At 69.1% G+C, this 22,385-nt stretch carries 17 protein-coding genes; 7 read left to right on the top strand and 10 right to left on the bottom strand.

What is annotated here, in order from left to right; all coding sequences use genetic code 11:
• Together G3I17_RS13045 and G3I17_RS13050 are read right to left on the bottom strand one after the other, a co-directional pair.
• Complete coding sequence (locus tag G3I17_RS13045; RefSeq protein ID WP_203590111.1) at window positions 1-834, bottom strand: ABC transporter ATP-binding protein; 834 nt, start codon at window positions 832-834, stop codon at window positions 1-3.
• A 113-nt stretch (window positions 835-947) separates the two neighbouring features.
• Window positions 948-2,024: a P1 family peptidase gene (locus G3I17_RS13050; RefSeq protein WP_164596249.1), complete on the bottom strand. Its 1,077-nt coding sequence runs from the start codon at window positions 2,022-2,024 to the stop codon at window positions 948-950.
• A gap of 57 nt (window positions 2,025-2,081) precedes the next feature.
• Here G3I17_RS13050 and G3I17_RS13055 point away from each other — a divergent pair, with 57 nt between their 5' ends.
• Entirely contained in the window at window positions 2,082-2,594 is a 513-nt protein-coding gene (locus tag G3I17_RS13055; RefSeq protein WP_164596250.1) for a DUF2087 domain-containing protein, read from the top strand.
• Window positions 2,595-2,711: 117 nt separating this feature from the next.
• Here G3I17_RS13055 and G3I17_RS13060 read toward each other — a convergent pair whose 3' ends face one another.
• Window positions 2,712-5,432 carry a GNAT family N-acetyltransferase gene (locus G3I17_RS13060; protein ID WP_164596251.1) on the bottom strand — a complete coding sequence of 907 codons (2,721 nt, stop codon included), beginning with the start codon at window positions 5,430-5,432 and terminating at the stop codon, window positions 2,712-2,714.
• On the opposite strand from G3I17_RS13060, the gene G3I17_RS13065 reads away from it, so the two are divergent.
• Entirely contained in the window at window positions 5,319-6,626 is a 1,308-nt protein-coding gene (locus G3I17_RS13065) for an SLC13 family permease (protein WP_343238286.1), read from the top strand. The genes G3I17_RS13060 and G3I17_RS13065 overlap by 114 nt on opposite strands.
• Here the strand turns inward: G3I17_RS13065 and G3I17_RS13070 are convergent.
• Both G3I17_RS13070 and G3I17_RS13075 read right to left on the bottom strand, forming a co-directional pair.
• Window positions 6,613-7,392 (bottom strand): SDR family oxidoreductase, encoded by a 780-nt coding sequence (locus G3I17_RS13070; protein WP_164596253.1) that lies wholly within the window; start codon window positions 7,390-7,392, stop codon window positions 6,613-6,615. The two genes, G3I17_RS13065 and G3I17_RS13070, sit on opposite strands and share 14 nt — an antisense overlap.
• Before the next feature lie 70 nt (window positions 7,393-7,462).
• Window positions 7,463-8,041, bottom strand: coding sequence for a TetR/AcrR family transcriptional regulator (locus G3I17_RS13075; protein ID WP_164596254.1), 579 nt, complete (start codon window positions 8,039-8,041; stop codon window positions 7,463-7,465).
• A 126-nt stretch (window positions 8,042-8,167) separates the two neighbouring features.
• Between G3I17_RS13075 and G3I17_RS13080 the strand changes: the two genes are divergently transcribed.
• Genes G3I17_RS13080 through G3I17_RS13090 form a run of 3 tightly spaced genes read left to right on the top strand, consistent with a single transcriptional unit; the run spans window position 8,168 to window position 10,943 of the window.
• Window positions 8,168-9,877: an AMP-binding protein gene (locus G3I17_RS13080; protein WP_164596255.1), complete on the top strand. Its 1,710-nt coding sequence runs from the start codon at window positions 8,168-8,170 to the stop codon at window positions 9,875-9,877.
• A 53-nt stretch (window positions 9,878-9,930) separates the two neighbouring features.
• Entirely contained in the window at window positions 9,931-10,698 is a 768-nt protein-coding gene (locus G3I17_RS13085; RefSeq protein WP_164596256.1) for an ABC transporter permease, read from the top strand.
• A complete protein-coding gene (locus G3I17_RS13090; protein ID WP_164596257.1) occupies window positions 10,695-10,943 on the top strand; it encodes a DUF2630 family protein in 249 nt (82 codons plus the stop codon). Before G3I17_RS13085 ends, G3I17_RS13090 begins: the two co-directional genes overlap by 4 nt.
• 45 nt (window positions 10,944-10,988) lie before the next feature.
• Here G3I17_RS13090 and G3I17_RS13095 read toward each other — a convergent pair whose 3' ends face one another.
• Genes G3I17_RS13095 through G3I17_RS13110 form a run of 4 tightly spaced genes read right to left on the bottom strand, consistent with a single transcriptional unit; the run spans window position 10,989 to window position 13,822 of the window.
• Entirely contained in the window at window positions 10,989-11,411 is a 423-nt protein-coding gene (locus tag G3I17_RS13095) for a TIGR03667 family PPOX class F420-dependent oxidoreductase (RefSeq protein ID WP_164596258.1), read from the bottom strand.
• 31 nt (window positions 11,412-11,442) lie between these two features.
• On the bottom strand, window positions 11,443-11,856 hold the full coding sequence (locus G3I17_RS13100; RefSeq protein WP_164596259.1) for a CoA-binding protein: 414 nt from the start codon (window positions 11,854-11,856) through the stop codon (window positions 11,443-11,445).
• Between the two features lie 26 nt (window positions 11,857-11,882).
• Window positions 11,883-12,536: a response regulator transcription factor gene (locus tag G3I17_RS13105; RefSeq protein ID WP_164596260.1), complete on the bottom strand. Its 654-nt coding sequence runs from the start codon at window positions 12,534-12,536 to the stop codon at window positions 11,883-11,885.
• Window positions 12,518-13,822: a sensor domain-containing protein gene (locus G3I17_RS13110; RefSeq protein WP_164596261.1), complete on the bottom strand. Its 1,305-nt coding sequence runs from the start codon at window positions 13,820-13,822 to the stop codon at window positions 12,518-12,520. Before G3I17_RS13110 ends, G3I17_RS13105 begins: the two co-directional genes overlap by 19 nt.
• A gap of 109 nt (window positions 13,823-13,931) precedes the next feature.
• On the opposite strand from G3I17_RS13110, the gene G3I17_RS13115 reads away from it, so the two are divergent.
• Entirely contained in the window at window positions 13,932-14,699 is a 768-nt protein-coding gene (locus G3I17_RS13115; protein WP_164596262.1) for an ABC transporter ATP-binding protein, read from the top strand.
• Window positions 14,699-16,675 carry an FtsX-like permease family protein gene (locus G3I17_RS13120; protein WP_164596263.1) on the top strand — a complete coding sequence of 659 codons (1,977 nt, stop codon included), beginning with the start codon at window positions 14,699-14,701 and terminating at the stop codon, window positions 16,673-16,675. Before G3I17_RS13115 ends, G3I17_RS13120 begins: the two co-directional genes overlap by 1 nt.
• A 1-nt stretch (window position 16,676) precedes the next feature.
• Here the strand turns inward: G3I17_RS13120 and G3I17_RS13125 are convergent, their stop codons facing one another.
• Window positions 16,677-22,379: an RHS repeat-associated core domain-containing protein gene (locus tag G3I17_RS13125; RefSeq protein ID WP_164596264.1), complete on the bottom strand. Its 5,703-nt coding sequence runs from the start codon at window positions 22,377-22,379 to the stop codon at window positions 16,677-16,679.
• Between the last annotated feature and the right edge of the window lie 6 nt (window positions 22,380-22,385).

The following is a 22,385-nucleotide window of genomic DNA, read 5'->3' on the forward strand; positions in this document are numbered from 1 at the left end:
TCACCGGTCGCTCACCCGGCCGTCAACGATCCGTACTACCCGATGGCACCGCGCGGCGACCGCGTCGTCGTGGGTGACGACTACTACCGCCGCGCCGCGGTGGGTGGCGGCGCCGACGAGCAGGTCGATCACCTGGGCGCCGGTGGTGGCGTCGAGGGCGCCGGTGGGTTCGTCGGCGAAGACGGCCTGCGGTTCGCCGACGAGGGCGCGGGCGATGGCGACGCGTTGTGCCTGGCCGCCAGAGAGCTCACCGGGGCGGCGGCTGACCTCGTTCGCGAGGCCGACCTGGGCGAGCATCGTGCGGGCACGGCCGATGGCCTCGCGACGGGAGACCCCGTCGACCATCAGCGGCAGCGCGACGTTCTCGTCGGCCGGGAGCTCGGCGAGTAGCTGGTTGTCCTGGAAGACGAAGCCGAGGCGGCGACGGCGCAGTACGGTCCGGGCGGCGTCGTTCAGCTGGTCTACTCGCTCACCTGACAGCCAGACCTCGCCTTGGTCGGGGCTGAGGATGCCGGCCAGGACGTGCAGCAGCGTGGTCTTGCCGTTGCCGGACGGGCCCATGACGGCAAGTGCCTCCCCCGCGCGCACCTGCACGTCGACACCAGCCAGGCCGACCACCTCGCCGTAGAACTTGACCAGCCCGCGCCCGGAGAGCACCACCTGCTGTCCAGGCTGCTGGGTTGGTAGGTGCTGAGTCAGCTGCTGGGTCGGGGCGTGCTGGGTGGACTCGTGGGCTGCAGGGCCCTGGTGGGGCACCGGCGTCCAGCCCGGGTTGGGCTGGAACTGCTGGGTGCCGGTGGCCTGCTGCGGGTACTGGGGACCTGGGTAGCTCATACCCGGTAGCTTTCCGGGATCCCGGCGCTGGAACGTCGGTCCCAGGACCGGTCTTCCGTAGGTCTTTCGGTGGCTGCGGGGCGCCGGGCGTAGTACCGGGGTCGTACGGGCGGCTAGTCGTTCGTGCTGTTGTCAGTGAAGGCCGAGGGGTAGGCGTCGCGGTAGCTGAGCATCTTGCCGGCGGGGGTTTCCACTGTTTCGGCGGCGAGCATCGCGTGGACGATCGCGCGGGACAGCGTGCGGGCGCCGGCAGAGAAGATCGTCTCCAGCTGTAGCAGCGCGGCTGGGTCGGTGACGCTCAGGCGAGCCGCTTTGCCGGTGGAGAGCGCGAAGATGCTGTCGCCGTCGAGCAGGGTGTGGATCGGGTCGATCGCACGAGCCAGGCCGTCGTGGGCGACCATCGCCATCCGCCTGGTCGCCGCTTTGTCCAGCGAGGCATCGGTGGCTACGACCGCGATCACGGTGTTCATGCCGGGGATCCGGCCGGGCAGGTCCGGCGGCGGCTCGGTGGGGGTACGGAGCACCGGGAACTCGTTTGCGAAACCGTAGCGCTCGCCGTAGAGGAGTCCTTGCGGATCGACGGTCGAGCCGGCGGCGTTGACGATCACGAGCGCGCCGACCGTCGTACCGTCGGGAAGTCTGACGCTGGCTGTTCCCACACCACCCTTGAACCCGCCCACCCTGGCCCCGGCGCCGGCCCCATGGTTGCCCTGGGCAACTGGGCCGTCGGTGGCGGCTTCGAGCGCCTGGCGACCCCAGTCGGCATCAGGTCGCGCCTGGAATCCGCCGCCTCGGCCGAGGTCGAAGATCACCGCGGCCGGCACGATCGGCACGACGTCGTACTCCCCCGGGCCGACCCGGATGCCCTGGCCCTTCTCCTCGAGCGAGCGCATCACGCCCGACGCCGCATCCAGGCCGTACGCGCTGCCGCCGGTGAGGACGATCGCGTTCGCGCCGGGGTTGGAGTTGACCGGGTCGAGCAGGTCGGTCTCGCGGGTGCCGGGCGCGCCACCGCGGACATCGACGCCGGCCACCGCGGTTTCGGGCACGTGCACCACCGTCGTACCGGTCAGGTAGGGCGCGTCCGTGCGCTCGACCTGACCCACCAGTACGCCGGGCACGTCAGTGATCGCGTTGTGCGGACCCGGCCGTGCATCTTCGCGCTGTCCGTCGGGCTGCTCAGTCGTCATGGGATCTGTCTAGCACCAGCCCGAAATCCGGTTGCCGCCGCCATTACGTTGGTTTCTATGAACGCCGACCTGCTCTGTGGATCCCTGGCCGAACCGTCGAGACTGCGCACGTACTCCGCCGTCGTCCTCGGCGCCCGGACCCCGCACCAGATCGCCACCGCCACCGGCCTCGACCCTGCGGTCATCGGCAAAGCAGCCCAGCGCCTGCTCAAGACCGGCTTGCTCACGGCGTCCGCCGACGGCCTCCACCCTGTCGAGGACGTCTTCAAGGAGGCCGCCCGCAGTGGCCGTCGCGAGGTCGAGCCGTTGGACCCGGACCCGGCGCGCGACGCCGTTCTTCGCGCCTTCATCCGCGACGGGCGTCTGACCCATTTCCCGACCGTCCCGGCGAAGACCCGGATCGTGCTCGAGTACCTCGTGAAGTCCTTCGAGCCCGGCCGCAGCTACCCGGAGTCCGAGGTCAACACCATCCTCAACGCCTGGCACCCCGACCACGCAGCCCTCCGCCGCCTCTTGGTCGAGAACCAGCTCATCACCCGCACCGACGCCATCTACCAACGCACCAGCTGAGCCCCGTTCGGGCCGATGGCCTACAGCGGCTAAGAGGCGGTTGCCCCACCGTCTGGTGTTCACCGAGGCCGGTATCGCTGAGGCCGGCCCGAGTAGGTCAAGCCGGGCGTGAGGGCGTCAGGTGAGGCGGCGGGCCGGGGTGTCCTGGCGGGGTTTTTCGTTGGGGGCTATGCGGATGGTGGTGTCGAGGACAGTCGCGCCTTGCGCTGCCACCAGGACTGAGCGGAGGTCGCAGCGGACCACCTCTTCGAGGTCCAGGGTCAGGCGGGAGACTCGGTGGAGGAGGGTTTCGATGGCCGGGATGTCGACCGGGTCGGAGCCTCGGTAGCCGTAGAGGAGCGGGGCCGCGCGAACTTCGCGGACCATTTCGGCCGCGTCGACCGTGGTGAGAGGCGGCATGCGATACGCGCGGTCGCCCAGGAGATCGGTGGCTACGCCGGAGAGACCGAAGGAGACGACGGGGCCGAAGGCAACGTCTTCCAGGGCGGAGATGACCACGGGGACTCCGGGCGGGGCCATCTTCTGGACTACGAACTGGGCTCGGGCGGGGTCGGAGGCGACGCCGAAGGTGCGGGTCATCTCGGCCCAGGCTTCGCGCATGTCGTCTTCGTCGTGGATGTGGCGCCAGATGTCGGCGAGGTCCGGGCGCATCCGCCATTGCTCGGCGGTCGCCTTGAGGATGACCTCGAAGCCCAGGTCCGCGGCCCGGGCGACCGCCTCGTCGGCTGAGAGGACTGGGAAGGCCGGCAGCACACTGATGTCGTAGAAGCTCAGCAGCCGCTGGCGATCGGCATCGTCCAGGTCGGCGCCATGAGGGTGGCGTTGCAGGAACTCCGCGACGAAGTCCTCCGCGCCGGCGGTGTCGACACCGGGCAGGTCGGGGATCCGGCCGTCCGCGCGACGCCGCCACTCCGCGTACTGCGTCGCCTTGGCGAGCGCGCCCACGGCGTACTGCGGGGACGAGAACGACGGGATCGAGCCACGCGCCGCACCACCGTGCTCGTCGGGGACCCGGAGTTGCTCAGGGACGCTGCGGGAGGCGAGGAACGTGGAGACGACCGGCTTGTCGGAGCCGGCGGCCGCTGCCGCGAGCACCCGGGCGACCTCGGCGCCGTTCGACTGGACCGGCGGCGTGAAGATCACCACGACCGAGTGGACCCGGTCGTCGGCGAACACCTCGCTCAGCGCCTCCCCGAAGTCGGCAGCGGTCGCCTCGGCGTTGAGCGTGCGCGGCTCCCCCGCGATGTCGAGCCCGACACCCGCCACCGAATCGAGGGCTTGCAGCGTCAGCGCGTCGGAGTTGCTCACGATCGCGACCCGCCGGCCCTTCGGCAGCGGCTGGTGCGCGACGAGCTGGGCGACATCGAACAGCTCCCCCGGCGTGTCGACCCCGATCAGCCCGCTCTGCCGGAACAGCGAGTCGACAGTTGCCGATGGCAACGTGCTGCGGCGGACCGTGTGGCCGAGCGGAACCCCCTGGGTGGCGCGACCGGACTTCAGCGCGATCACCGGTTTGCGCCCCGCCAGCCGCCGCGCGACCCGGCTGAACTTCCGCGGATTGCCCAGCGACTCCAGGTAGAGCAGGACGACCTCGGTCGCCTCGTCGGAGTACCAGTACTGCATCAGATCATTGCCCGAGACATCGGCACGGTTGCCGGCCGAGACGAAGCTCGACAACCCCAGCCCGCGGCCGGCCATATCGGCCAGGATCGAGACACCGAGCGCACCGGACTGGCAGAAGAACGCGACCCGCCCCGGGCTCGGCATCAGCGGCGACAACGTCGCGTTCAGGCTGACACCCGAAGCGGTGTTGATCACCCCGAGCGCGTTCGGCCCGATCACGCGCATCCCGTACGACCGGGCCAGCCCGACCAGGTACCGCTGGCGTTTCCGACCCTCGTCGCCGATCTCGGCGAACCCGCTCGACACCACGACCAGACCGCGCACGCCCTTGGCCGCGCAGTCCAGGATCACGTCGGCGACCTGCTCGGCGCTGACCGCGACGACGGCCAGGTCGACCGGGCCGTCCACGTCGCGAATCGTCGGGTACGCCGGTACGCCGTCGATCTCGCTCGCCTGGGTATCCGTGTTGACGGCGTACAACCGCCCCGGGAAACCGCCGTCGCGCAGGTTGCGCAGCAGCGCGTTGCCGATCGTGCCCGCGCGCCGCGATGCGCCGATCACCGCGACCCCGGCCGGCGACAGCAGCCGGGCGATCGACAAAGCCTCCGAACGCTGCTCGCGCGCCTGCATCACGCCGAACGACGTATCGGTCGGCGCGATGTCGAACTCGACCATGATCACGCCGTCCTCGAACTCCCGGGCGACCTTGTAGCCGGCCTCGGTGAAGACGGTGATCATCTTGCGGTTGTCCGGCAGCACCTCGGCGATGAACCGGGTGATGCCGTGCTCGCGCGCCGCCTGGGCCAGATGCTCGAGCAACAGTTGCCCGAGGCCCCGGCCCTGGTGCGCGTCCTCGATCAGGAAGGCGACCTCGGCCGTCCGCTGGCCGGTGCGCTCGTACCGGCCGACGCCGATCATCGCGTCGCCGACGGTCACGATCAGCGCGGACCGGTCCACGTAGTCGACCTGGGTGAAGCGCGCCACGTCCCGGTCCGACAGCTGCGGGTAGGGCGCGAAGAACCGGTAGTACTTCGACTGCTCCGAGACGCGCGCGTAGAACGACACCAGCAGCTCCGCGTCACCAGGCGTGATCGGCCGCAGGTGTGCAGTCGCCCCGTCGCGCAGGACCACGTCCGCTTCGTACTCCGCTGGATAGCCCTCGGGGTACTCCGGGACATACTGGGCCGGTCGCTGAGGCTGCTCCGGCGCTGTCACGCGGCCAGCGTACTCACTCGGTGGACTTCGGAGGGCGGCAATTCCATGTGGTGGTTGAGTGCGCTCGGTGGCATCGGGGCGCTCGTCACCGGTCTGCTCGGCCCGGCGGATGCACTCGACGTGATCGAGCGGATCGCCCCGGTGCTCGTCTTCCTGGTCGCCGTGACCGTGATCGCCGGGCTCGCCGACTCTGCAAAGGTCTTCGATGTCGCCGCCCGGGAAGCCGCTCATCTGGCTCGTGGCCGCCTGTGGCGGCTCTGGCTGCTCGTGGTCGTGCTGGCGACCGCGCTGACCATCGTGCTGTCGCTGGACACCTGCGCCGTACTGCTCACCCCGGTCGTCCTGGCGATGGCGCGCCAGCTCGACATCCCGCCGAAGCTGTTCGCGTTCACGACGGTCTGGCTGGCCGGTACGGCGTCGATGCTGCTGCCGGTGTCCAATCTCACCAACCTGCTCGCGCTGCACCAGTTCGACCGGCTCGGTCTCGGGCTGCGCGACTACGTCGGCCTGAGCTGGCGACCGGCCCTCGCGGCGATCCTGATCACCGTCGCGGTCCTGGCCGTGCTCTTCCGAACGGACCTCCGCCGGACGTACGAGGTGCCGCCGACGCCCGATCTGGACGACAAGGTGCTCTTCTGGGGCTCGGCCGCGGTGTGCCTCGCACTCGGTCCCGCGTTCGTCACCGGGATCGACGTCGCCTGGCCCGCCGGCGTGGGCGCGCTGGTGCTCGTCGCTCTCTTCGCCGTACGCCGGCGCGCCGAGCTGAGCTGGTCGCTGGTGCCGTGGCGGCTGGTCGTCACGGTCGTCGGGCTGTTCCTGGTCGTCGGCGCGCTGACCGCCCACGGGCTGGAAGGCCTGCTCAGCGACATCGCCGGCACCCAACTGAGCGGCCTGGCAGCACACCTGCGGCTGACCGGCACGGCGGCACTGGGCGCCAACGCGGTCGACAACCTCCCGGCGTACCTCGCGATGGAACCGGTCGCCTCGGCGGACGGCACCCGGATGATGCTGCTCCTGATCGGCGTCAACTGCGGCTGCCTGCTCACCCTCTGGGGCTCGCTGGCCACCCTGCTGTGGCGAGACCGTTGCCGGGCCGCCGGAGTTCACATCTCCTGGTGGTCGTTCCTCTGGCGCGGCCTCATCCTCACCCCGCTCGTGCTGACCGGCGCAGTACTGGCCGTCAGCCTCGGATAGCGCCGCCGTCGATGAGATGGTCCGAGCCCGTGATGCTTGCCGCACGTGGCGACAGCAGGTACGAGATCAGATCGGCCACTTCGGCCGGTTCGGCGAGGCGCCCCGTGACCATGCCGACCTGCTCCGGTGCGCCGGCCACGATCGCCTCCTGTGGCGCTCCGACGGCGGCGGCGAGCTGGGCCCCCAGCCCGCTGTCGCCTTCCCACATCGACGTACGGGTGGGACCGGGCGAAACCGTCACGACCCGGACACCGCTGGGCCCGAGCTCCGTTGCGAGCCCTCGACCGAACGCCTTGAGCGCTGCCTTTGCGACGTTGTAGGCCAGCGGTGGTCCTTCCGGACGCCACGCGCCGATCGAGGACACGTTGACGACCGCGCCACCGTCACGAACCAGCCAAGGTAACGCCGCCCGGGTGACGCGGACGGTCGCGAACAGGTTGATCTCGAATGCATCTGCCCAGGCATCGTCATCGAGGTCTGCGAACCCGGCCAGAGTCAGCAGGTCACCGCCCCCGAGGTTGTTGACCAGCAGGTCTGCACCTCCGAAGGCCCGCACCGCCTCGTCGATCAGGAACTGTGCTCCTGCACGAGTGCCGAGGTCGACGGGTACGGCGATCGCACCTGTTTCTTCCAGTTCCGGCGTGGGCTTCCGCGCGGCACCGACCACCTGAACGCCTTCGGCGCGCAGCGCCCGGACCGTGGCGAGCCCGATCCCGCGACTCGCGCCGGTGACAATCGCCGTCTTCCCGCTCAGCTCCAGCTGCATGAGAACCCCTCTTTATAGACCTTTGAGTACAAAACAACCTGAAAAGAAGCCACCCCCGGCCAGCGGGAGCTCAGATCGGCGCCAGCGCCAGCGCCACGGACCGCTTCAGTCGCTCGGGATCACCGGACGTCCTGGACAACAACTGCAGGCCGACCAGGGTCGTCAGTAGATGTGTGGCCACCGCCTCCGGATCATTCTCCTTCCGGAGTTCTCCCGACGCCTGTCCGAGCCGGATCGCCGCGAGGAAGACCTCGGTCGTTCGCTCGAACATCGCCCGGACCTGATCCGTTGCCGCCAGATCGGAGCCGGCCAGTTCCGCCGCAGTGTTCACCGCAAGGCAGCCCCGTCGATCGGGATCCGCGAAATTCAGGTCGATGACCAACTCCATCGCCGATGCCAACCGCTGCTTGACCGGGCCGGGAGCGGCCAGCATTTCGTCGATCAACGTCGCTTGCTGATCGCGGTAACGGTCCAACGCCAGCCGGAACAGCTCCCGCTTGCTCCCGAACGCGTTGTAGAGACTGCCCTTGCCGATCCCGACCGCGTCGATCAGATCCTGAGGCGTCGTCGCACGATAGCCCTTGCGCCAGAACACCTCCATGGCGCGATCGACCACGACATCCTGCTCGAAGGTCCGCGGTCGCCCCATGCCAGAAAAGTACGCGTTCTAAACCTGCAGGTCAAGAACCTAAGGCAACTCGTAGCCCATCAAGCGGGGTCGTGGGTGCGCCATGTCGCGTTGCCGATCCGGGTGGGCTCGGCAATAGTGCGGGGCATGAGCGAGGAACAGAGCACCTCGGAGAACACTCGGGCGTTCCGTGCGGCGCGCGATTTCCTGGTCGCGCATCGCGAGGACTACGAGACCGCCTATCGGGACTTCAGCTGGCCCGTGTTCGAGCGGTTCAACTGGGCCCGGGACTGGTTCGACGCGCTCGCCGTCGAGCAGGCCGAGGTCGCCGCGCTGACCATCGTGGAGGAGGACGGCGAGGTCAACTCGCTGACCTATGCGGAGATGGCCGAGCGGTCCCGTCAGGTGGCCGGCTGGCTCACCCAGGCCGGGCTGGAACCAGGCGACCGGGTGCTGATCGTGCTCGGCAACACGGTCCCGCTGTGGGAGGTGATGCTCGGCTGCATCCGGGCCGGCGCGGTGATGATCCCCGCCACCACGCTGCTGACCGACGCCGATCTGGCCGACCGGATCACGCGCGGCGCAGTACGGGCCGTCGTGACGAGTAGCGAAGATGCTTCCCGGTATGAAGGTATCGCCGATCAGTGCATTCGCGTGAGCGTCGGCGGGGCTGTGGACAAGTGGCTCGACTACGACGAGTCGCGTGGCTACGACGGCCCGGTTCCCGCGCCGGACACCAAGGCCGGCGACTCCCTCCTGCTCTACTTCACCTCCGGTACGACCAGTCAGCCGAAGCTGGTCGAGCACACCCAGGTCAGCTACCCGGTCGGCCACCTCTCCACGATGTACTGGATCGGCCTGCAGCCCGGCGACGTCCACCTCAACGTCTCGTCACCCGGCTGGGCCAAGCACTCCTGGAGCAACGTCTTCGCGCCGTGGAACGCCGGCGCGACCGTCTTCCTCTACAACTACGCGCGCTTCGACGCCGAGAAGATGCTCCAGGTCCTGCAGACCTACGGCGTGACGACGTTCTGCGCGCCGCCCACCGTCTGGCGGATGCTCATCCAGGCCGACCTGTCCGTGATCGACGTCAAGATCCGCGAGTGCATCTCGGCGGGCGAACCGCTCAACCCCGAGGTGATCGAGCAGGTCCGCAACGCCTGGGACATCACCATCCGCGACGGCTACGGCCAGACCGAGACAACCGCGCAGATCGGCAACCCGCCCGGCCAGCCGGTCAAGCTTGGCTCGATGGGCCGGCCGCTCCCGGGGTACAAGATCGCCCTGGTCGACCCGGCCACCGACGAGGTCGGCGACGACGGCGAGATCTGCATCGAGCTCGCTCCCCCGCCGGTCCCGTTGATGCGCGGCTACCGCGACGCCGAGGAGATGACCGAGGAGGCGATGCGGGGCGGTTTCTACCACACCGGCGACGTCGCGAGCCGGGACGAAGACGGCTACATCACCTACGTCGGCCGCTCCGACGACGTGTTCAAGGCGAGCGACTACCGGATCTCCCCGTTCGAGCTCGAGTCGGTACTGCTCGAGCACCCGGCCGTCGCCGAGGCAGCCGTCGTCCCGTCACCCGACCCGGTCCGGCTCGCAGTACCGAAGGCGTACGTCGTACTGGCCGGGGGGCGCGAGCCGTCCCGGGAGCTCGCCGCGGAGATCCTGCAGTTCTGCCGTGACCACCTAGCGCCGTACAAGCGGATCCGGCGGATCGAGTTCGCGGAGCTGCCGAAGACCATCTCGGGCAAGATCCGCCGGGTCGAGCTGCGCGCGGACGAGGCCACGAAGGTGGACAGCGGTGAGCGTGGCGAGCACTCCTACGACGAGGCGGACTTCACCACGGGCTGATCCCACCCTCGTCGATCCGGCACAGCGTCCGTACGCCGTGCTCAAATGGGCCAATGTCCACTGACACAGGACTTGGCGTCGCCGCGGTCGTGGTCCTGCCGCTGCTGATCGCGATCGCCGTCGTCGGCTCGCGACTGGCGTCGCTGCGACATGACAAGGGCATCGTCACGGCGGCGCTGCGCGCGGTGATCCAGCTGGCCGTCGTCGGCGCGGTGGTCGGGTTCGCCTTGCAGTCGACGCTCGGGGCGCTGGCGTTCATCGCGGTGATGCTGACCGTCGCGACGATCACGAGCGCCCGGCGGATCCGGGCGGTTGCGATCATCCCGAGGCAGTTCGCGTACTGCGCTCTGGCGATCGGCGCGAGCGCCGGCATCGTCTTGCTGCTGATCCTCGTGCCCGGGGTGGTGCCGCGCAATCCGGGCACCCTGCTGCCGATGGGCGGGATCATCATCGGCGGCACGATGAACGCGACCACGCTCGCCGGGCGGCGGATGCTGTCGGAGTACGGGTCGCACTTCGGTGAGTACGAGGCGGCGCTCTCGATCGGGTTGATGCCGTCGGACGCGTTCAAGCTGGTGGCCGGCCGGACCGCCGGCGACGCCCTGCTCCCGGCGCTCGACCAGACCCGCACAGTCGGCCTCGTCACCCTGCCCGGTGCATTCGTCGGGATGGTGCTCGGCGGCGCGTCACCCACCGCGGCGGCCGCGCTGCAACTCGTAGTACTGATCGGCCTGGTCGCAGCCGAGTCACTGGCGATCCTGGCGACGACCGAGCTCCTGGCCCGGGCATCGCTACCGGACGGGCGTACCGTTTCCTCATGACCGACGACAAGAGCCTCTTCCACCGGATCGACGAGCTCGTTGCCGAGGAGCACGAACTCCGTACCAAGCACGCGGCCGGCGACGTGAACGATGACGATGAGCGCACCCGCCTGCGTGCCCTCGAGGTCGAGCTGGACCAGTGCTGGGACCTCCTGCGCCAGCGCCGCGCCAAGCGCGAGTTCGGCGACAACCCCGAAGACGCCACAGCCCGCTCCGGCGACGTCGTCGAGGGCTACCTCAACTGAACAGAACCGGGGTGGGTTCGCCTGGGCCAACCCACCCCGCAGTACTCAGAAGCCGCGGAGTCTGTCCGGGGTGATTCGGATCAGGACTGAGTAGTCGCGGTGGAAGTTTGCGGCCGTGATGTTCAGGCCGGCCATTCCGTCCGCGTACTTCGCGTTGTAGGTGGCGAGCTCTTCGTCGGTGGCCGGTTTGCCGTCGAGGTGGGCTTCGCCGGTGAGGACGCCTACGTCGCCGCCGCCGTGGGTCGCGTTGAAGTTGAGGGCGACCCGGGGCTGGCCGGTGATGTTGTGGACCTTGGCTTGGTTCGGCTGGCTGAAGACGAGGATCTCTTCGCCGTTCCAGGTGAACCAGACCGGGTTCGGCTGGGGCGTGCCGGACTTGCCGACCGTGGTCAGCCAGATGACCTGTTCGTCGGTCAGCTGACGCTCGATCCGCGCGCCGAAAGCAGTGGAAGTGTCGATCGTGAACATATCGGGCCCCTCAAGTTCTCGCCGGAACAGGTCAGGACGGACCCAGGCGTCCCCACTCGATCGCCGGGCAGCGGTTCATCACCATCGTCAGTCCCGCCGCCGTCGTCCGGGTGTAGGCCTCCGGATCCACCACATCCAGCTGGAACCAGACAGCGCGCGCGTTGATTCCCACCGCCTGGTCCGCGATGTCGCCGGCCAGCTCGGAGCGCACGAAAACGTCCACGCAATCCACCGGGAACGGGATGTCCGCGAGCGAGGCATACCCCTTCTCGCCATGAACGGTCTCAGCGGAAGGGTGCACCGGCACGATCCGCTTTCCCTGACTCTGCAGGAAGCTGGCCACCCCGTACGCCGCCCGCCGGGTGTTGCCCGACAAGCCCACGACCGCCCACGTCTCGCAGTCGGCCAGCACCTTGCGGATGTCGCTCTCGTCAGCCCACGTCACGCAACAATCCTCCCTCGACGCACAAGTCAGCTCCGCAGATACGTCAGTACTGCGGACACCCGCCGATCACGCCCGTCGTCCAGCTTGAGCTTGGCGAAGATGTTGCCGACGTGTTTGCGCACCGCTGCCTCGCTCACTACCAACTGCTCGGCGATCGACGCGTTCACCCGTCCTTCGGCCATCAGAGCCAGTACTTCGAGCTCGCGCGGCGTCAGCGCTGCCAGCGGCCCGTCGTCGCGCCGGCGGGCGAGCAACTGGCGCACCACCTCGGGATCGACGACCGTACCTCCCTCGGCGACCCGGTCGAGCGAGGCGAGGAACTCGGTCACGTGACCAACGCGGTCCTTCAGCAGATACCCGATCCCCCCGGTCGTTGTCTCCAGCAACGACGAGAGGTACGCATCCGCGACGTACTGGGACAGCACCAGGATCCCGATCTGCGGCAGCTCGGCCCGAATCGCGGCGGCCGCACGCAGACCCTCGTCGCTGTGCCCGGGTGGCATCCGCACGTCGGTGATGACGACGTCCGGCGGTTCCTTGCGGACGACGGCCAGCAGCGTGTCCCCGTCGCCGACGGCGTCGCGTACTTCGTGACCAGCCCGGTCCAGGATGCTGGCCAGCCCTTCCCGCAACAGCAATGAGTCTTCAGCCAGGACGATGCTCAGTCGTCGAGCCGGCACGGGCACTCCATCCGAAGTCGGGTTGGCCCACCGGGTGGGCTGGACAGGTCGAGTGTGCCTCCCAACGCGTCCAGTCTCGTCACCAACCCGGTCAATCCCGTCCCGCCGGCTGCTGACGAGCCGCCCTCGTGCTGGCCTCCGAGAGTCGCTCCGCCCACACCGTCGTCGGTAATTGTCACCACCAGCCGGTCGCCGGCCACCCAGCCCTCGACCTCGCACCGGGTCGCCTGGGCGTGCTTGGCGACATTGCCCAGCGCCTCGCTCACGACGAAGTACGCGGCCGCCTCGATCGGTGTCGGGAACCTCTCCGGCAACACCATCCGCACGCTCACCGGCAGCGGGCTCCGATCGGCGACCTCCCGGACGGCGGCCTCCAACCCGTGATCCACCAGCACCCGCGGGTGAATCCCCCGGACCGCCTCGCGCAGATCGGCCAACGCCGCCTCGGCCTCACCATGCGCCTTCACCACCAGCCGCTTGACCTCCCCCTCAGGCAGATCCAGCTCGGCCAGCCCGAGCGTCATCGTCAGCCCGACCAGCCGCTGTTGTACGCCGTCGTGCAGATGCCGCTCGATCCGTGCCCGCTCGGTCTCGAACGCGTCGACCAGATCGAGCCTCGACCGGCGCAGGGCGGCCACATTGCGGCGCAACTCCTCCTCCCGCGGCCCGAGCAGCGCCTTCGCCAACTCGGCCTCAGCCCCGGCGAGCGCACCGAGGATGTACGACGTGACGATGTACCAGAGCGGCCCGAAGGCGACGAGGAAGAGCAACCCTTCCCGACCGCTGTCGAGGACCCACGGCCCCATCTCCATGGTCGCTTCAGCGGCGATGATCGGCGCGAACAGCGTCACGCCGAGCACGGCCGCGCTCAAGCCGGCGAACGCCAAGCTCAACGGCCAGACGAAGACGCCGAGCAGCACCCCGTAGCCGAGCGCCCGCATCGAAGCGCGCTCCCGGCGCCGGAAGGTGAACCGCGCCCTCAGCCGGTACCCCGCGGGCATCGCCGCGTGCGGACTCGCGACCCCGCCCGGGATCATCAGCCGGGTTCGCCATCGCTCGATGCCGCCGATCGCGACCCCGATCAGCGGGAACGCCGTCAGCATCGCGATGCCGATCAGGACGGGGCTCAACGCCAGGCTGAGCGCACCCGCGATGATCAGGAAGACGATCGTCAGCAGGCCGATCGGAACCGAACTGAGCAGGTAGGCATAGCTGCGCCACGGCCAGGACGAGACGAGGAACCGCCTCGATCCCAGGGCGGCCCACGCCGTGTTCGGTCTCTCCACCCGCTCAACACTAGGTCCGCGAGGGACCGGAAGTCGGTAGCGTGCGCGCTACTCCAGGCGTCCCCCGTAGACCAGGGTGCGGACGCTGCACGACCGATTTGCTGGAGCCATGACCAGCACCGCGCCGACGCGCCCTACCGTCGTACCGAGTGAAGCGCCTGCCCTGCTCCTGGACGGGATCACCAAGACCTATCGCTCCAAGGCCGGTGCGGTCGAGGCGCTGCGAGGCGTCACGTACCACTTCGTCCGTGGCTCGTTCACCGCTGTCATGGGCGCGTCCGGGTCCGGCAAGTCCACCCTGCTGCAGTGCGCGGCGGGGCTCGATCAGCCGACGACCGGCGAAGTGATGCTCGGCGGAACAAGCCTGCACGGGCTCAGCGAGGTCGCGCTCACGGAGCTGCGCCGGGAACAGATGGGCTTCGTGTTCCAGGCCTACAACCTGCTGCCCTCGCTCACGGTCTACGACAACGTCGCCCTGCCCCTCCGGCTCACCGGCCGCAAGCCGCGCCGCGAGGACGTCCATCGCGTACTTGACCAGGTCGGCCTCGAAGGCAAGGCCAAGCGCCGTCCGGCCGAGCTGTCCGGCGGGCAGCAGCAGCGGGTCGCGATCGCGCGGGCGCTGATCACCCAGCCGGCCGTGTTCTTCGCCGACGAGCCGACGGGCGCGCTGGACAGCAGCACCAGCCGGCAGATCCTCGGCTTGTTGCGGGAGGCAACCGATCGCGTGGGCCAGACGGTCGTCATGGTCACCCACGACCCGGTCGCGGCGGCATACGCCGAGCGAGTGCTCTTTCTCTCCGACGGCCTGGTCGCCGGTTCCCTCGATCGCGGCACCCCGGCGCAGATCGCCGCTGCCATGAGCGACCTGGAGCGCTGATGTTCTTCCTCAGCCGGCAGACCGTCCGCCGCCACCTCTCCCTGTACGCCGGTTCGTTCGTCGCGCTGGCCGTCGGTGTGTTCCTTCTCGGGCTGGCTGCTACCGCGACCGCCGCCACCATCGCGTACCACGGCCCGGCCGCCGACTCCATCACCGTCAACCTGCCCAACGCCGACCCACCCACGACCGCGCGGGTGCTGATCTCGGGCGAGGACGCGACCGGCCTGCAGGTGGTACTCAGCCTGGTCGGCGTGATAAGCGGCTTCATCACGATCTTCGTCATCGCGAGCACGTTCGCCTTCGCCGTCGCGTCCCGGCGCCGGGAGGTCGGCCTGATCCGGCTGATTGGCGCGACCCCGAAGCAGGTCAAGCGGATGGTGCTGGGCGAGGCGCTCGTCGTCGCGGTCGCGGCCTCGCTGGCGGGCGCAGTACTGGCTCAGCTGGCAACTCCCCTGCTGCTGGCCAAAGCTTCGTACACGGACCTGGCGCCGGTGAAGCTCGAACCGGCCAACCCGTGGGTGCCGCTGTCGATCGCAGTCGGGGCCGGATTGATCGTCGCGATGCTCGGCGCCCGGTCGGCAGCTCGTCGGGCCGGCCGGATCGGCGCTGTCGACGCGCTCCGGGAGGCCGCCCTCGAACCGCCGCGGATCGGACCGGTCCGCGTGGTCTTCGGGATGCTGGTCCTGGCCGGCTCCATCGTGATGCTGACCTTCATCCGGCCGGGCGCGGGTGAGGACGTCGTGGCGCTGGCGATGTTCACGCCGATGTTCCTGGTGATCGCCCTGACGCTGCTCGCGCCACTCGTCATACCGCTGATCGCGCGGCTGTGGGCGCTGCCCCTGGTCGCCTGGACGCAGGTATCGGGACGACTGGCCCGCAGCAACGTGGTCGCCGCACCCCGCCGGAGCGCGTCCCTCGCCGCGCCCATCCTGGGCATCTCCGCGATCGCCGGCTCGATGGTGCTGTCGCTCAGCTTCGCCGCCGACGCCTCCAGCGCGACGATCCGCGACACCGTCCTCGCGCCCATCGTCGTGACCGCGCCGGAGCACGCGCCAACCGTCGGAGAGCGGATTCTCAGTACGCCGGGCGTCGCGCTCGTTGACGGCGCGATCCCGCTCGACCTGATCCGCACCGACCGCGACAGCGCCGAGCTGGAGGGCGCGGAAGGCATCGATCCGGCGATCGCCACCCGGACCCGCGCGATCAAGCCGGTCACCGGCGACCTCGGCAAGCTGACCGGCAAGACCGTTGCCATGAGCAAGGAAGCGGCCGGCTTGGGGAAGTACCACGTCGGCGAGAAGCTCAGCGTCACCTTCGCCGACCGCACCGCCGGCCAGCTCGAGATCGTCGCCATCTTCAAGGGCGCGATGGAGGTGAGCCCGGACTTCCTCGTGCCCCTCGAGCTCGCCCGGGAGCACGCTCCCCAAGCGACTCCGACCCGCTGGTTCATCCAGCCCACGGACGGAGTGGACGCGGCAACCCTCACCCAGCAGCTCGACGAAAAGCTGGCCGGTACCGGCGCGGACGTAGTACCGGCTACTGAGTGGGAGAAGGCTCAGGGCGAAGGCGTGCGCACGAGCAATCAGGGCGGCCTGATCCTGCTGCTCGGTCCGGCCGCGTTGTACAGCGCGATCGCGATCGCCAACACGCTACTGATGGGCAGCCTGCAGCGGCGACACGAGTTCGTCACCTCGCGACTGCTCGGTGCGACACCGGCCCAGATCCGCCGGATGGTCCTGTGGGAGTCGTCGCTGGTCGGCGCGGTCGCCCTGAGCCTCGGCACGGCGATCACGGTCACGGTCGGTCTGCTGATTCGGCGCGCGATGACAGCTGACCTGTCAGACGTACCAGCCACTGTGCCCTGGGTGACACTGCTCGGCATCGGCGCGGTCTGCCTCACCCTGGCCGTCGGCGCCGCACTGCTGCCGACGGCCGTCATCCTCCGTCGCTCCCAACCGTCGGCAGCGGTTCAGTAACTCAGGCGTCGGGTTGCGGCCCCATCTTGGACAGCATTCCCTCCGGTCCGCAGATGTTCGACACGTCGAAATAGCACCCGACGTCGACGAGCTTCTGCTCCGTGCTCGCGCCCGGCGCCGAGACAGTGCCACGGGACAGGTCGACGACCAGCGGCAGATAGGACAGCGCGCCCATCCCGCGCATCAGCCCGCGCGTCGTCGCGCCGCTTTCCGGATGCCATTTGGGTAGTCCGTGCAGAGGCCCCTTGTAGTTGAACTTGGCGTCCGACACGTGCCGGAAGGAGGGCGTCTTGGAGGTGGCCGCCATCGTGGTCCTGATGTTCTCCGCCATGGCCGGGTTCTCGCTCAACTTGCGGGTGACGACGCCGGCGTGGTCGGTCTGGTTGAGGGCGCCCCACAGTTCCCTGGCCTCGTTGATCGCGATCTGCCGTTCCGCCGCGGTCAGCGTCTGGCCGCCCTTGGTCCGGGCGACGTCGTCGGTTTCGAGCAGATTGACCAGCACCTTCAGGTCGGAGGACGCCGGCTGCACGTGGTACTGGTCCTTGGTCGGCCGGCCGGTCAGTAGCTCGTTGCGCAGGGCGTCGGCGGTCTTGCCACTGCCCGTCCAGTTGATGTCCTTCTCGGCCGGGTAGATGTGGTTGATCACCCTCCTGAGACCCGGGTTCTGGATCCCGGTCGGCTTCTGGGCCTTCGGCTGCTGCGGAATGTTCGGCATGACCGCGGGCGACAGCGGTGCGCCAGGCGGGCTGCACTGGCAGACGCCGCCGACCGAGGTCTCGGTGCAGCCCTCGTCACCGCAGTACTTCATGCCGGTCGGGTCGGAGTAGGTGATCGGGCTGTTGTTCGCGTACGCGTAGCCCTGCAACTGCTGCGGGTCGGTCAGGTCGATGATCGGGTCGGCCGAGATGAAGCGGCCCGTGTCGGGCTCGTACTCGCGGGCGCCGATGTGTGTCAGCCCGGTGCCGGCGTCCTTGGTGCCACCGACGAAACCTTTTTCGTCGGGCCAGGCGACGTTCCCGCCGCGAACGGCGCCGAACGGTGTCTGCCGGCGTTTCAGCACGGCCTGCGACTGTGCGCCGATGGTGATCTGGGCGGTGCCCTGATGGTCGCTCGCGATCCAGTTCAGCCCGGCGCCGGTCCGGACGGCGATCGTGGCTCCGTTGTGCTGGTAGTACCGGGTCGCCTTCACCGTGCCGGCGGCCACGTCGAGCTTCAACTCCTGGCCCGGCAGAGACAGCGTGACAGCACCTTGCTCACGCCGGATGATCCGGTTGCCGCTGTTGTCGTAGACGAAGCTGGTCATCGCGCCGGCCGCGTCGGTCACCTTGGCCAACCGGCCCTCGGTGTCCCAACTCAGCACCTGGTTGCCACCGGCAACCTTTCGGGAATTGGTGTTGCCGAGCGCGTCGTACCCGTAGGTGTCGGTCCGGGCGCCCGCCGGGCTGGTCGTGGTCACCGACGTGAGCGAATGCGGACGGTCTCCCCCGGCCTGCGGATACACGTAGCTCCGGGTGGTGTCACCGCCTGCCGCGTGCCGGGTCTCGGTGAGCCGGTTGCCGGCCTTGTCATAGCCGAAGGACTGCCAGTACGGCGCGGGCCCGCTGAGCGACGCAGTCGCCGGATCGGCGCCGCAACCGTCAGTAGGAGTCCAGGCCTCGGTCAGTCGCTTGAGGTAGTCGTAGCGGAAGCACTGCACATCACCCGGCTGGTCCTGCGGGGTGTCCGAGATCGAGGTGACGTTCCCGGCCGGATCACGCGTGTACCGGACGTCGGCCTGCATCGGCCGAGCCACCTCTGCGTCCACGACGGTCCGGTTCAGCTGCCGCGTGTTGTCGTCGTAGAAGTACGACTGCCACGCCCGCTGCTCGCCCTCGCCGAGATGGACACGCTGTACCTCGCCGTAGCGGGTGTACTCAGTGTTGAGCGCGTACTCGATCGTCGAGCCGGCCGGCCCGCCATAAGTCCGCAGCGCGCGCCCGGCATCGTCGTACGTGTGGGTGACCGTCTCGGCCGGCAGGTCCCCGACCGCCGGGTAGGTGGTGCTGGCCTGGCTCCCGTCGAAGTTGTACTTCAGGTTCGTCGCGTACGTCCCGCCGAGCGCGCCTTCTTCCTCCGGCACGGTGGTCGTCTGCTGCAGCGGCTGGTAGAGCGCCGTGTACGCCGTGACGGCGCTCTTGTAGGCCTTCCCATCCGCGTAGCGAGTGCTGGTGGCCGGCTGTCCCTTGCCGAGGGAGACCGTGTCGTAGCTCCACTCCGACAGGACGGTGTCACCCTTCTTGACCGAAGTCTTCCGGCCGAGAAGGTCGTAGCTGCTGGTCAGGGTGACGCCGAGCGGATCGGTCTGGGTGGTGGGCTGGCCGGCGGCGTCGTAGCCCAGTGTCGAGACGCCCTTGTCCGGGTCGTCCACCTTGGTCTGCCGACCGGCCAGGTCGTACTCGTACCTCCAGGTACTGCCCGCCGGCGTCCGGACCGACTTGAGGTTGCCGGCCCGCGTGTACGAGTAGGTCGTCGCGTCGTACTCGCCCGTCGGCGTCGCTGCCTTGTACTGCCGCAGCTCGGTCGTCTGGCCGTCGGGGTTGCTGACCTTGCTGGTCGCGGTGCCACCCGCCGGGGGCGTCACGTCGACCCGGTCGCCGCCGTACCGGGTGCTGGTCCGCCATCTCTCGGTGACGCCGCCCTGGTAGATCTGCTCGGCCACTCGGCCGGCTCCGTCGTACTGGGTAAGCGACAGGCCCGGGATGTCCGCCTCGGTCGAACTCCAAAGCTGGTCGTCGATCGCGCTGTCGTTGAAATACGGCTGGGTGGCCGTCGTGATCCGGCCCTGTGAGTCGTACCGGACGTCGGTCAGGATTCGCCCGCCACCGACGGCCGGCGACTGGACCTGCCTGGTCCGGAGCAGACCGTCGTACAGCATGTTCTCGCTGGTGTACTTGCCGGTCGGGCCGAGCTTCGTCGTCGTCACCACCGACGGAGCGTCTCGGCGGATCGAGTAGCTGATCCGCTGGTTGGCCGACATCGTGGCGCGGGGCCGGTTCGGCAGCCAGACCTCGGTCACCCGGCCGAGCGCGTCGTACGCGGTCTCGGTCTTGCGCAGGTTCGCGTCGACGCTCATCGTCGCGCCGCCGAACGCCGGATCGACGGTGTCGGTCGCAGTCAGTCCAGCGGCGTCCGTCTGCATCGTCTTGGTGACCGGTCCGCCGGTCTCGGGTGTGTAGCCGACCGAGGAACCGCGACCGAGCGCGTCCTTCTTGCTGGTCTCCCGGCCGTGCACGTCGAAGGTGCGGGTCGAGTCGGTGACGTAGACCGGTCCCGACGCGGGGTGACTGTCCAACCGCTCCACCTTGGTGGCATCGCCGACCGTCGGCACGACGTCGCGTTCGTGACCGTCGTAGCTCGTCCGGAGATCCGAGACCGCGTCGGCCGGGAACTGGGCGGTGGCGCCGCAGTCGACCGCGACGGTCTCCACTCGGGAAGCCAGCCCGAGGATCCACTTGCCGGTGTTGCGCACGTACGTCGTACGGACGCACTTGTCGTCGTCGGACCGGCTCTCGTCGCCCAGCTCGTTCTGCTTGACCGGCAGGCCACGGTCGTCGTACTCCGTCTCCAACTTGGTCTTCAGCCAGCCACGGCCGCCGTCCAGCGCAGTGAAGTTGCGAACCGAGCCCTGGCCGACGATGTAGGCCTTGTAGTCGCCGCGGACCGCCGTCGGACCCTGCCAGACCGGGACCGAGATCGACTTGCCGATCGCGGTCTCGCTGTCGCCCAGGTACTTGATCGTCTCGAGCGGGAAGCTGCGGAGCCAGTCGTGGTCCGGGTGGCTGCCGCCTTCGGAGTCGGCGACGTTCACGGTGCGCCTGCCGCTCGGCAGCCTGTCGTCGTGCATGCCGCGGTAGAACCGCTGCTCGGACATCGTCACCGGGCCGGACGGATCGTTCGGCACGCCGGACCGGACCCGGACCCGGCCGAAGCCGCGGTAGTCGTTCCAGGTCTTCTTGTCCGCCGGGGTGAACTCGGACTCGTCGTAGTGCCAGGCGGCGCCGTCGAGGTACTCGTAGCTGACCTGCTGCTGCGGGTTGGCGCTGATCCGGTCCGACTGCAGCACCGAAGCGACGACGTACTTGTTGAAGTAGTCCGTCCGCTCGGCATGGTTCTTCTTGGTCCACCGGACCGGGAAGCAGCGCTTGGTGTTGGTCTCGGGGCTGGCCGGCGCGGTCAGGCAGTCCGGCGGCGCGTAGTTCACGGAGGTGAGGCCACCGGCCTCCGACACGATGCCGGTGATCCGGTAGCGGATGATCGGCGACAGGCCGTCGGCCTGGTGCACCCGGTTCGCCAGCTTGGCGCCTTCGAAGGTGACCGGGTCCAAGGTGATCGGGGTCGGGCCGGCCAGGCCGGTATGGGTGATCGACTTCAGCCAGAGCGCTGCCTTGTCACCGTCGCCCGGGTCGGGGAACTGGTGGTCAAGCGTCCACCGGTCGACATCCCTGTACTCCGAACCGCTGCGCACCTTGGCGGTCACCGAGGCGAGGCGCTTGGTGGTCCAGAAGGTCGGGACGTGGTGATCCTTGCAGGTCGTGTCGCAGCGTTCGTCCAGGGGGACGTCGGGGAAGTTCTCCTTCTTGTCCAGCGAGCACGTGCTGCCCGGCACGCACCGGTCCGCGACGGCGAAGTCCACCCGGCCCGAGGCAGGCGCGTTGACGGCGTCGTTCAGCCCGTACTCGACCGAGGTCAGCCAGCCGCCCCGGACGTAGGACACGGGAGCGTCCTTGACGTTCTTGCCGTACGTGTTGGTCTCGGTCCCGTAGTTGTAGAGCATCACGTTGCCGTGTGGGTCGACGACCTTGTCCAGGTTCCACCGCCAGGCCTGGGTGCAGGACGACTGGTCGAAGGTCGCCCCGTGGCACGGCTCGCCGGTGTCGTCACCGAACACCGGCACGGTCCAGGTCGCCTTCGAGTCCTGGCGCGAGCCGAAGTAGTACTGCGTGCCGCTGAGGTCGGTGATCCGCCAGTACTCCGAGTTGTCGTCGCCGTTGTCGGCACCGGTCAGCCGCTCGACCCGGGAGCCATCGTCCTGCTTGGCTCGCCAGCCGTTCGCGCCGAGGATCAGTGCGCCGCCGCCCCCGCCGTACGCGGCAGTGGCATTGTCGGAGCGCCAGCACAGGTCGGGTGTGTTCTGGCCGTTGGTGCTGCCCTCTTTGTCATCGGCGCAGCCGGTGTACGACCGCTCGATGAACCCCGGGTCGAGGGACCAGCCATCGCCGGCCCAGGAGGCCTGGTTGTTCGTCGCGCTGGTCCGGCCGTCCACTGCCGACGACGAGTAGGACAACGCGAGCTTCGGCTGCAGCCCGCCCGGTACGGGCGGCACCCGCAGGGGGTACGACCAGCTGAAGTCACCGGACTGGGCCGAGACCGACCACGTTGCCGACTGCGACAGGGAGGTGGCAGCGGAGGTCCCTGAACCGTCCTGCGGTGCGCCTGCAGCAGGCTGGTTCCCCTGCAGTGAGCGGGTGGTCGCCTCATCCGCCGGGCGCGGAGTCATCGGCGTCGGGGTCGCAGGCACCGAGGTGCTGTTGGGCAACTGCACGGACGGGCCGCCGGCCGCTACCGCGACCGTCGGCGGGATCGCCGTCGTCAGGGTCGCCGTGAGCACCACAGCGGCCAGTACTGCGGCGGGTTTGCGGGCAGGCAGGAATCGGGAGTGACGCATGGTTCC

This window comes from Streptomyces sp. SID13031 (assembly GCF_010548305.1).
Lineage (GTDB): Bacteria > Actinomycetota > Actinomycetes > Propionibacteriales > Kribbellaceae > Kribbella.